Raw genomic sequence first — 9,538 nt, 5'->3', positions numbered from 1 at the left:
GCCCGGGCCGCCGAGGAGGCCGCGCGGCGCGCGGAGCGCGAGGCGGCCGCGCGGATGGGCGAGGCGCTCGTGGACGAGCTCGAGGCGGCGCGCGCGGAGGTGGCGGAGCTGCTCGCCGGTCTCCAGGCGGCGCCCACCGTGAAGGCGGCGACCGAGGCGGCCCGCCAGCTCGACGCCTGGCGCGCCACCGTCGCGCAGGCGGCGCAGGCGACGAAGGCGCGCGCCGAGGCGGGCGCGGAGGCGCTCCCGGGGGGAGAGGTGAAGCCGGGCGTGCGCGTCCGGATCGTCTCGCTCGGGCAGGAGGGCGAGGTCCTCGAGGTGGACCGGAAGGATGCGCTCGTGCGGGCCGGGCCGCTCAAGGTCCGCCGGCCCGTCTCGGACCTCGTGCCGCTCGTCGGGAAGGCGAAGGACGCGGCGAAGCTCGGGCGCTCGCGCTCGGAGAAGCTCGCGGCCGCGGCCGAGGCGCGGCCGGACGCGCCGCGCGGCTTCGAGCGGCGGCTCGACGTGCGCGGGCTGCGCGTGGAGGAGCTGCTGCGCGAGGTGGAGCGGTTCCTCGATCGCGTCTACTCGGAGGGCGAGGCGGAGTGCCTCGTGCTCCACGGCCACGGCACCGGCGCCCTCAAGCAGGCGCTCCGCGATCACCTCTCCGCGTCTCCCTACGTCGGCGCGTTCCGCCCGGGCGATCGTCACGAGGGCGGCGACGCGGTGACGGTCGTCAGCCTGCGGCGCTGACGCGTCGCACCATTCACCATTCGTCACGGCGGACGCCGTCGGATTCCTCCGATGAGCTCCCCGGCGTCGACCTCCCTCCTTTCGGCGAGGACGTCCCGCGCCCTGGGTTCGCTCTCAGTGTTGCCCACCCATGAGGGCGCAATTCCTGCTGCAACGCGCCAATTTTTCTGCGTTCGAGGGCATGTTCGGTGTGGTAGAGAGGAAGCACCCGTCCGAGCCTTCGCTTCCTTTCGGTTAGGGCCCGGACACACCCGCGCATCAGCAAGCAAAGTGACTTCCGGAGGAACTGCATGAAGGCTTTCAAGAAGCTCCTCGCTGCAGGCCTCGCGCTCGCGCTGCCGCTCTCCGCGCTCGCGCAGGCCACGCCGCCGGCGGAGCCGGCCAAGCCGGCCGAGCAGACCCCGCCCGCCGGTGCAGCCGTCGCCGAGAAGGCGGCCGCGCCCGCGGCGAAGCCCGCCGAGGAAGGCGTCAAGGTCACCCCGTACGGCTTCGTGCTCCTGAACGCGTTCTGGGACACCGAGACGTTCGCCACCAAGGACTACCCGGGTCAGGTTCAGGCCGGCGCCGCCGAGATCGGCGGCGCGTTCCTCATGAGCGCGCGTCAGTCGCGCTTCGGCGTCCGCCTCGCCTCCAAGGAGAAGAACTGGACCGGCGCCGAGTTCTCCGGCGTCATCGAGTTCGACTTCAAGGCCGGCCACGTCCCCACCTCGGCGACGTGCGTCACGCCGGCCGCGGGCGGGAACCCGGTGTGCACCATCGGCGGCGGGAACACCGCCTCCTCCGGCTGGTACAACGGCCTCATGCGGCTCCGCCTCGCGGCGGCGACCGCCACCTGGAAGACCGGGATGGGGAACGTCTCGATCCTCGCCGGCCAGGAGTACGGCCTCGTGAACCCGCTCTTCGCCGACTCGCTCGCCTGGGTCGCCGATCCGCTCTTCTGGCAGGCCGGCAACCTGTGGCGCCGCTCGCCGCAGATCCGCCTGACCGTCAGCCCGGTCGTCGGCCCCCTCAACCTCACGGGCCAGGTCGCGATCCTCTCGCCGGCGGACGCCGGGACGCCGGTGGACTTCGGCCAGGGCAACCGCTCGCGCCAGCCTGACTTCGAGGCGCGCGTCGCCGCGAACCTGAAGCCGATGAAGGACGTCTCCGCGACGGTCGGCGTCGGGTACCACACGAACGAGAAGGCGTTCCAGGTCGGCACCACGCGGCAGTACGAGTCGAAGCGCGTGAACGGCATCGGCGTGGACGCCGAGGTGAACGTGCCCTTCCTGACGGTGAAGGGCGAGTACTACAACATGGACGGCCTCGACGATACGTACTTCGGCATCGCGACCCCCTCCGCCGCGCTCGTCGCCGGTGACGTCAAGACGGTGAACGGGACGGGCTACTGGGGCCAGGCCATCCTGAAGCTCATCCCGGAGGTCTCGCTGCAGGCCGGCTTCGGCCGCGCCGAGGCGGACGCGGGTGACCTCACCGCCGCGGGGGCCGCGGCCACCGCGCGCAAGAAGAACGACCAGCTCGCCGCCGGCGTCATCTTCAACGCCGGCAAGTCCTGGCGGTTCGGCGCCGAGTGGATCCGCGTCGAGACGACGTACCTGTCGGGCGTCAGCAACGAGGCCCAGCAGCTCGCCGTCTCTTCGCAGCTGAAGTTCTAGAGGTCGTCACATCGGGGGCGCCCGCGGGGATGAATTCCGCGGGCGCCTTCGCACGTCCTGGAGATCCCCCTCTCGCAAGGAGCGGCACATGAAGAAGATGCTCGCCCCGGCCCTCGCGGCGCTCAGCCTCGCGCTCCCGGGCACCGGACACGCGCAGGTGAAGATCGGGTTCATCAACTCCATCACCGGCCCCGAAGCCCCCATCGGCGAGAACCTCACGAACGGCGTCGACATGGCCGTCGAGGACCTCAAGAAGAAGGGCGTCAACGTCGAGCTCATCAAGCAGGACGACACCGGCAAGCCGCAGGTGTCGATGAGCGCCATGGAGCAGCTCGCGACGGGCGACGAGGTCGCGGCGGTGGTCGGGCCGTACACGTCCGCCACCGCGAACGCGGTCGCGAAGCTGGCGAACCAGTACAAGGTGCCCCAGGTCGTGCCGGCCGCCGCGAAGGAGGAGATCACCAAGCAGGGGTACGACTTCGTCTTCCGGCTCAACGCCCCGGCGCACCAGTACGCGCAGTCGCTCATCGACGCCGCGCTCGAGTTCGGCAAGCCGAAGACGATCGCCTTCATCTACGAGTCCACCGACTTCGGCACGTCCGTCGCCGCGGCCGGCAAGGACTTCGCGCAGAAGAAGGGGCTCAAGATCGTCGGGGACGAGGCGTACCAGAAGGGCGCGCCCGACTACCGCTCGACGCTCACGAAGATCAAGGCGCAGAGCCCGGATCTCGTCTTCATGGTGTCCTACGTCGCGGACGCGATCCTGCTGATGCGGCAGTCGCGTGAGGTGGGCCTGAAGCCCCAGGCGTTCCTGGGCGGCGGCGCGGGGTTCGACACCGCGCAGTTCGAGAGCGAGAAGGACATCTCGAACCTCGTCTTCTCGGTGACCCAGTGGACGCCCGAGAGCACTCCGGCCGCGCAGGAGTTCGCGGACCGCTACCTCAAGAAGTACGGGAAGAAGCCGACCTACCACGCGGCCTGCGCCTACGCCTCGATGATGATCGTCGGCGACGTCGCGCAGAAGGCGGGCGGCGACCGCAAGAAGATCCAGGAGGCGCTCAAGGCCGGCAAGTGGAACGGCATCATGGGCAACGTGGACTTCCAGGACTACGAGGGGTTCACGAACCAGAACGAGCTCATCATGCCCGTCATCCAGTACCAGGCCGGCAAGTCCGTGACGGTCTATCCGAAGCAGCTCGCGAAGAAGAAGGCCGTCTACCCGTTCCCCGGCTGGAAGTGATCGGGGCGCCGCGTCACGCGGCGTGAGCCTTCGAGTGTCTTCGGGGCGGCGGGCCGGACGCGGGCCCGCCGCCCCGTTCGTTTCGGGAGCGCCGTTCGCCTCCCGCCTCCGGCCGGTCGCCGCTTTTCGTGCCTCCCGGAGTGGACAGGCGTTGAAGTCCGCTCGCCGGTTTGGGTACGCTCGCCGGCCTTCTCGTTCTTCGCTCACCCCCTCGACCGGAGCACCGCGGAGCCAGCCGAATGACCGTGTTCTTGCAGTCGGTGATCAGCGGGATCCTCGTGGGCGGCATCTACGCGCTCATCGGGATCGGGCTGACGATCATCTTCGGCGTCATGCGCGTCATCAACTTCGCGCACGGCGACCTGCTCATGCTCGGGATGTACACGACGTGGCTCGTCTTCTCCCGGCTCGGGATCGATCCGTTCGTCTCCGTGGTGATCACCGGACCGGTCCTGTTCCTGTGGGGCGCGTTCCTCCAGAAGACCTTCATCAACCGGGTGCTCAACGCGCTCCCGCAGAACCAGATCCTCCTCACGATCGGGCTCGGCCTCATCATGTCGAACTCGATCATGCTGATGTTCACGTCCGACTACCGGATCCTCACGACGACCTACTCGTCGTCGAGCTTCTCGCTGGGCGGGATCTCGATCTCCGAGCCGCTGCTCGTCGGGTTCCTCATCACCGCCGCCATCACGGGCGCGCTCTACTGGTTCCTCCTCCGGACGGACACCGGCCAGGCGATCCGCGCGACGGCGCAGGACCGCGACGCGGCGCAGCTCATGGGCATCAACGTGCAGGCGATGTCGGTGCTCGCCTTCGGCATCGGCTCGGCGCTCGCGGGCGTGGCCGGCGCGCTCATCTCGCCGACCTACTACATCTTCCCGCAGGTCGGCAGCACCTTCACCCTGAAGGCCTTCGTCATCGTGGTGCTCGGAGGGATGGGCAGCGTCATCGGCGCGACGCTCGGCGGCCTCATCATCGGCGTCACCGAGTCGCTCTCGGCGGTGTACATCGCCTCGGGCCTGAAGGAGCTCGTCGTCTTCGTGCTCTTCCTCGGCCTCCTCCTCTTCAAGCCGTCCGGCCTCCTCGGGAAGACCCGGGCCTAAGGGAGCACTCCATGGATCGGCGTCCCCTCCTCTCCCGCGCCCCCCGCGGCTTCTCCGTGCTCGGGCTCGTCCTCTTCGTCGCCGCGATCGCGGCGCTCGCGGTGTTCCCGAGCTTCGTGAAGAAGCCGTACGTCCTGCACATGGGCGTCGTGCTGTTCCTCGCCGTCATCCAGGGCCAGGCCTGGAACGTCGTCGGCGGCTACGCCGGCCAGTACTCGGTCGGCCACGCCGCGTTCTTCGGCATCGGCGCGTACGTCACGATGATGCTGCTCGAGGTGAACAAGATCGCCCCGTGGGTCGGGATCTGGGCGGCGATCGCGGCGGCGGTGCTCGTGTCGCTCGTCATCGGCAGCATCACCTTCCGGCTGCGCGGGCCGTACTTCGTGCTCGCCTCGATCTCGGTGGCCGAGATCATCCGGCTCGCCACCCTCCACTTCAAGGAGTTCACCCGCGGCGCCGAGGGGTTCCTCGTCTCCGAGATCCCGACGCTCAAGATCGGCGCGACCGAGATCGAGTTCTTCACCAAGCGGCCGTTCTACTTCGCGGCGCTCGGGCTCGCGGTGCTCACCATCATCGCGAACTGGATCGTGCAGCACTCGAAGCTCGGCTACTACTTCCAGGCCATCCGCGAGGACCAGGACGCGGCCCACTCGCTCGGCATCAACCCCGCCTTCTACAAGAACGTCGCGCTCGCGATCTCCGCCGCGTTCACCGCCGCGGCCGGCGGCTTCTACGCGATGTTCGTGAAGTTCATCGACCCGAACACCGTGTTCGGGCTCGACATCTCGGTGCAGTTCGTCCTCATCTGCATCATCGGCGGGATCGGGACGATCCTCGGCCCGGTGATCGGCGCGATGGTGCTCGTGCCGCTCTCGGAGATCCTCCGCAACCCGAAGGGGCTCGTGCAGCTCGGGATCGTCTCGTCGGACTCCGGGTTCGTCCGGTTCGTCGAGGCGAACCTCTCGAACGCGCACATGCTCGTGTACGGCATCCTCGTGGTGGTGGTGATCCTCTTCGCGCCCGAGGGCGTGCTCGGCGTCATCCGCCGGCTCGCGTCGCGCGTGCGCCGCCGCGCGTCCTCGCGCGGCCGGACGGAACCGGCGGCGACGGCCTGAGGGAGGCGACCATGGCGATCCTCGACATCAAGCACGTCTCCAAGTTCTTCGGCGGCCTCGCGGCCAACTCCGACGTCTCCTTCTCGATGGAGCAGGGGATGATCATGGGCCTCATCGGCCCGAACGGCGCGGGCAAGACCACCCTCTTCAACTGCATCACCGGCTACTACCCGCCCTCGAAGGGCGAGGTGACCTTCAAGGGCACGCGGCTCAACGGGCTCCAGCCGGATCAGGTCTGCCGGCTCGGCATGGTGCGGACCTGGCAGAAGGTCCGCCCGCTCGCGAAGCTCTCGGTGGTGGACAACGTGATGGTGGGCGCACTCGCCCGCACCTCGAGCCTCAAGATCGCGCGAGAGCTCGCGATGGAGCAGCTCAAGGTCGTCCGCATGGACCACAAGCCGGACTTCCTCGCGGGCGGGCTCCCCATCGGCGAGCGCAAGAAGCTGGAGGTCGCCCGGGCCCTCGCCACGAAGCCCGAGCTGCTGCTCCTCGACGAGGTGATGGGCGGCCTCAACCCCGCCGAGTCCGAGGAGATCATCCAGCTCATCCTCGAGCTCAAGAAGCGGGGGCTCACGCAGATGGTCATCGAGCACGACATGAAGGCCATCATGCGGATCTCCGATCGCATCGTGGTCCTCAACTCCGGTGAGAAGCTCGCCGAGGGCGGGCCGCGGGAGATCGCCGACAACCCCGACGTCATCGCCGCCTACCTGGGCGAGCGGGTCGAGTGACGGGAGACGACATGCTCCAGATCCGCAAGCTCAACTTCGCCTACGGCGACCTGCAGGTCCTCTGGGACGTCGACCTCGAGGTGAAGCAGGGGGAGATCGTCACCGTCGTCGGCGCGAACGGCGCCGGCAAGTCCACCATCCTGCGGAACGTCTCCCGCCTCGTCCGCCCGGCGTCCGGATCGATCACCTTCGAGGGCCACGAGCTCTCGCACGTCCCCTCGCACAAGGTGGTGGAGATGGGGATCGTGCAGGTGCCCGAGGCGCGCCGCATCTTCCCGGAGATGACGGTCACCGAGAACCTGCGCATGGGCTCGTTCGTGAAGGCCACGCGCAAGGACCGCGAGCGCAACATGGAGCGGGTGTTCTCGCTCTTCCCCCGCCTCGCGGAGCGCAAGAGCCAGCTCGGCGGCACCATGTCCGGCGGCGAGCAGCAGATGCTCGCCATCGGGCGCGGCCTCATGGGCAACCCGCGCGTCATGCTCCTCGACGAGCCCTCGCTCGGGCTCTCGCCGCTGCTCGTGCGGAACATCTTCGAGATCATCAAGGAGATCAACCGTCAGGGAACGACCATCCTGCTCGTCGAGCAGAACGTTTACCAGTCGCTGCGCATCTCCCATCGGGCCTACGTGCTCGAGACGGGCCGGGTGGTACTCTCCGGCCCCGGAGCCGAGCTCCTCGACAACGCGCACGTGAAGAAGGCCTTCCTGGGGATCTGATCATGGCGGACACGAAGCTCACGGTCGGCGACTGGATGACGCGGAACCCCATCACCATCGGCGACGACGCCTCGATCGTGGAGGCGATCCACCTCCTCCGCGAGCGGAACATCCGCCGGCTTCCCGTGATGAAGGGCGACAAGATCGTCGGCCTCGTGACGGAGAAGATGCTCCTCGGCTACATGCCCGCGAAGGCGACGAGCCTCGATCAGTGGGAGCTGCAGTACCTGCTCTCCAAGACGCCCGTCACCGCGGCGATGAACCCGAAGCCGCACACGGTGAAGCCGGAGACCCCCATCTCCGAGGCGGCGAAGCTCCTCCACGACCGCAAGCTGAACGGCGTCATCGTCGCCGGTCCGCGCGGCGAGCTCGTGGGCATCCTCACGACGACGAACGCCCTCGAGGCGCTCATTCACTTTTCGAAATAACGGGGGCTGCGCCCCCGCCCCGTCGAGCGAAGCTCGCCGGGGCCCCACCCCTGCTCGGCGGGGCCCGTGAACGGTCGCGCCCGCTGCGCGGGTTCGCGACCTTGGATCATTCTGAACGGGGACTGCGTCCCCGCCCCGTCGAGCGAAGCTCGCCGGGGCCCCACCCCTGCTCGGCGGGGCCCGTGAACGGTCGCGCCCGCTGCGCGGGTTCGCGACCGTTCCCCGCCGGAGGGGCTTCGCCCCTCCCGCGCTTTCGCGCGGGGCCCTCCCACGAAGATTCCGTTAGGCTGCGCCCCCGCCCGTAGGCGGTCCACGTGGCCGCTCACCCCGAGCGTAGCGCCCGCGCAGCGGGCGCGGAGTCGAGGGGTCGCGCCCGCTGCGCGGGTTCGCGACCGTTCAGCGCAGGAACATCTTCCCGGCGGCGAAGAGGCCCACCGCGATGGCGAACGCCCGCATCCCGGCGGGCGGGAGCCGCTGCGCGAGCAGCGCGCCGATCCATCCACCCGCCAGGGACGCGACCGCCATGAGCAGCGCGATGTGCAGGTCCACCTTGCCGCTCGCGGCGAAGAGGATCGCCGCGACCCCGTTCGTGAGCAGCGCGAGCAGCACCTTGAGGGCGTTCGCGTGCTGCATCGAGGACGGCACCAGGATGCCCATCGCCGCGAGCATCAGGATCCCGATCCCGGCGCCGAAGTAGCCCCCGTAGATCGAGATGAGGAGCTGGATCACCCAGTGCGCGACGGGGTGGTTCCCGACGGCGTGCCCACCGACGAACGTCTTGATGGGCCCCTGCAGCGCGAGCAGCGCGCAGGCGAACAGGATGAGCCAGGGGACGATCGCCGCGAACGCCGACTCCGGCAGCGCGAGGAGCAGCACCGAGCCGATCGCGCCGCCGAGCACGGCAGGCACCCCGAGGGTCAGCGCGCGCCGGCGCTCCTCCCCGATGTGCCGGCGGTACGCCCAGACCGAGGAGAACTGACCCGGCCAGAGTGCGACGGTGCTCGTGGCGTTCGCGCCGACCGGGCCGAGCCCGGCGGTGAGCAGCGCCGGGAAGGTGAGGAGCGTCCCGCCCCCCGCGACCGCGTTGATGACGCCGGCGGCGGCGGACGATGCGGTCACGAGGAGCCCGTGGGCGAGCGTCACCCTTCGTGATTAGCACGGGCGCCCCGGCTCCGCAGCCCCCGCCGGGCGATTGCCGGGGCTGCCGCGCAGCGGCAGATCCCGACCGGAGGTCCCGATGCACGCGACCCTCGACCGGGGCGAGATCATCCACTTCGCGGGCCGGAGCCGGCTCTCTCCCGCGCTCCGCGACGGCGCGCCGGCCCTCGTCGGCCACGGCGAGGCCGGGGAGCGCTGCGGCTGGGAGCCGTTCTTCCGCGCGCTCGCGGCGAAGCGCCTCGCGGTCGCGTTCGATCCGGCGACGCCTGGGGAGGCGCGCTTCGTGCCGCGCGACGAGGCGGATCCGCACCACGCGCACGCCCGACGGACGCCGATCGAGGAGGCGCGGCGGTTCGTGGCGGCACTCCGCGGAGCGCCGCCCGCAGCGAGGTAGCCCGGAGTCCGGCGCTACCAGCCCCGCCGGTTGCCGCCGCGCGGGCCACCCCTTCCGCCCTTCCCTCCCTGGCCCTTCCCGCCCTTGGGGCCCCTTCCGCCCTTCCCTCCCTGGCCCTTCCCGCCCTTGGGGCCCCTTCCGCCCTTCCCTCCCTGGCCCTTCCCACCCGGCTGGCCGCGCCGCGCCGTTCCGCCGGCCGCTCCCGCCCGGCCCGAGGCCTTGCGCCCGCCGCGCCCCTCGGCCCGGCGCGCGCCCCCTGCGCG

At 70.1% G+C, this 9,538-nt stretch carries 11 protein-coding genes; 9 read left to right on the top strand and 2 right to left on the bottom strand.

What is annotated here, in order from left to right; all coding sequences use genetic code 11:
* The 8 genes from MNY62_RS24725 to MNY62_RS24690 form a co-directional block, all read left to right on the top strand.
* A partial coding sequence (locus MNY62_RS24725; protein WP_242346998.1) for a Smr/MutS family protein occupies positions 1-732 on the top strand: 732 nt, incomplete at its 5' end.
* Between the two features lie 290 nt (positions 733-1,022).
* Positions 1,023-2,387 carry a hypothetical protein gene (locus MNY62_RS24720; RefSeq protein ID WP_242346997.1) on the top strand — a complete coding sequence of 455 codons (1,365 nt, stop codon included), beginning with the start codon at positions 1,023-1,025 and terminating at the stop codon, positions 2,385-2,387.
* Between the two features lie 88 nt (positions 2,388-2,475).
* Complete coding sequence (locus tag MNY62_RS24715) at positions 2,476-3,627, top strand: ABC transporter substrate-binding protein (protein ID WP_242346996.1); 1,152 nt, start codon at positions 2,476-2,478, stop codon at positions 3,625-3,627.
* A 239-nt stretch (positions 3,628-3,866) separates the two neighbouring features.
* Positions 3,867-4,733 (top strand): branched-chain amino acid ABC transporter permease, encoded by an 867-nt coding sequence (locus MNY62_RS24710; protein WP_242346995.1) that lies wholly within the window; start codon positions 3,867-3,869, stop codon positions 4,731-4,733.
* An 11-nt stretch (positions 4,734-4,744) separates the two neighbouring features.
* Positions 4,745-5,848: a branched-chain amino acid ABC transporter permease gene (locus MNY62_RS24705; protein ID WP_242346994.1), complete on the top strand. Its 1,104-nt coding sequence runs from the start codon at positions 4,745-4,747 to the stop codon at positions 5,846-5,848.
* An 11-nt stretch (positions 5,849-5,859) separates the two neighbouring features.
* Positions 5,860-6,579 carry an ABC transporter ATP-binding protein gene (locus MNY62_RS24700; protein ID WP_242346993.1) on the top strand — a complete coding sequence of 240 codons (720 nt, stop codon included), beginning with the start codon at positions 5,860-5,862 and terminating at the stop codon, positions 6,577-6,579.
* An 11-nt stretch (positions 6,580-6,590) separates the two neighbouring features.
* Entirely contained in the window at positions 6,591-7,295 is a 705-nt protein-coding gene (locus MNY62_RS24695) for an ABC transporter ATP-binding protein (RefSeq protein WP_242346992.1), read from the top strand.
* Between the two features lie 2 nt (positions 7,296-7,297).
* Complete coding sequence (locus MNY62_RS24690) at positions 7,298-7,723, top strand: CBS domain-containing protein (RefSeq protein WP_242346991.1); 426 nt, start codon at positions 7,298-7,300, stop codon at positions 7,721-7,723.
* Positions 7,724-8,119: 396 nt separating this feature from the next.
* Here the strand turns inward: MNY62_RS24690 and MNY62_RS24685 are convergent, their stop codons facing one another.
* Positions 8,120-8,866 (bottom strand): sulfite exporter TauE/SafE family protein, encoded by a 747-nt coding sequence (locus MNY62_RS24685; RefSeq protein ID WP_242346990.1) that lies wholly within the window; start codon positions 8,864-8,866, stop codon positions 8,120-8,122.
* Positions 8,867-8,960: 94 nt separating this feature from the next.
* On the opposite strand from MNY62_RS24685, the gene MNY62_RS24680 reads away from it, so the two are divergent.
* Complete coding sequence (locus tag MNY62_RS24680) at positions 8,961-9,275, top strand: hypothetical protein (RefSeq protein WP_242346989.1); 315 nt, start codon at positions 8,961-8,963, stop codon at positions 9,273-9,275.
* A 14-nt stretch (positions 9,276-9,289) separates the two neighbouring features.
* Here the strand turns inward: MNY62_RS24680 and MNY62_RS24675 are convergent.
* On the bottom strand, positions 9,290-9,538 hold a 249-nt coding region (locus tag MNY62_RS24675), incomplete at its 5' end, for a hypothetical protein (protein ID WP_242346988.1).

It is taken from the genome of Anaeromyxobacter terrae, assembly GCF_022690685.1.
Taxonomy (GTDB): domain Bacteria; phylum Myxococcota; class Myxococcia; order Myxococcales; family Anaeromyxobacteraceae; genus Anaeromyxobacter; species Anaeromyxobacter terrae.
This window is presented reverse-complemented; position numbering and strand designations above follow the sequence as displayed.

What these genes read in the sequence shown, in the direction of transcription:
- MNY62_RS24720 (WP_242346997.1), top strand. Translation starts at nt 1,023, where the DNA reads ATGAAGGCTTTCAAGAAGCTCCTCGCTGCAGGCCTCGCGCTCGCGCTG.
- MNY62_RS24715 (WP_242346996.1), top strand. Translation starts at nt 2,476, where the DNA reads ATGAAGAAGATGCTCGCCCCGGCCCTCGCGGCGCTCAGCCTCGCGCTC.
- MNY62_RS24710 (WP_242346995.1), top strand. Translation starts at nt 3,867, where the DNA reads ATGACCGTGTTCTTGCAGTCGGTGATCAGCGGGATCCTCGTGGGCGGC.
- MNY62_RS24705 (WP_242346994.1), top strand. Translation starts at nt 4,745, where the DNA reads ATGGATCGGCGTCCCCTCCTCTCCCGCGCCCCCCGCGGCTTCTCCGTG.
- MNY62_RS24700 (WP_242346993.1), top strand. Translation starts at nt 5,860, where the DNA reads ATGGCGATCCTCGACATCAAGCACGTCTCCAAGTTCTTCGGCGGCCTC.
- MNY62_RS24695 (WP_242346992.1), top strand. Translation starts at nt 6,591, where the DNA reads ATGCTCCAGATCCGCAAGCTCAACTTCGCCTACGGCGACCTGCAGGTC.
- MNY62_RS24690 (WP_242346991.1), top strand. Translation starts at nt 7,298, where the DNA reads ATGGCGGACACGAAGCTCACGGTCGGCGACTGGATGACGCGGAACCCC.
- MNY62_RS24680 (WP_242346989.1), top strand. Translation starts at nt 8,961, where the DNA reads ATGCACGCGACCCTCGACCGGGGCGAGATCATCCACTTCGCGGGCCGG.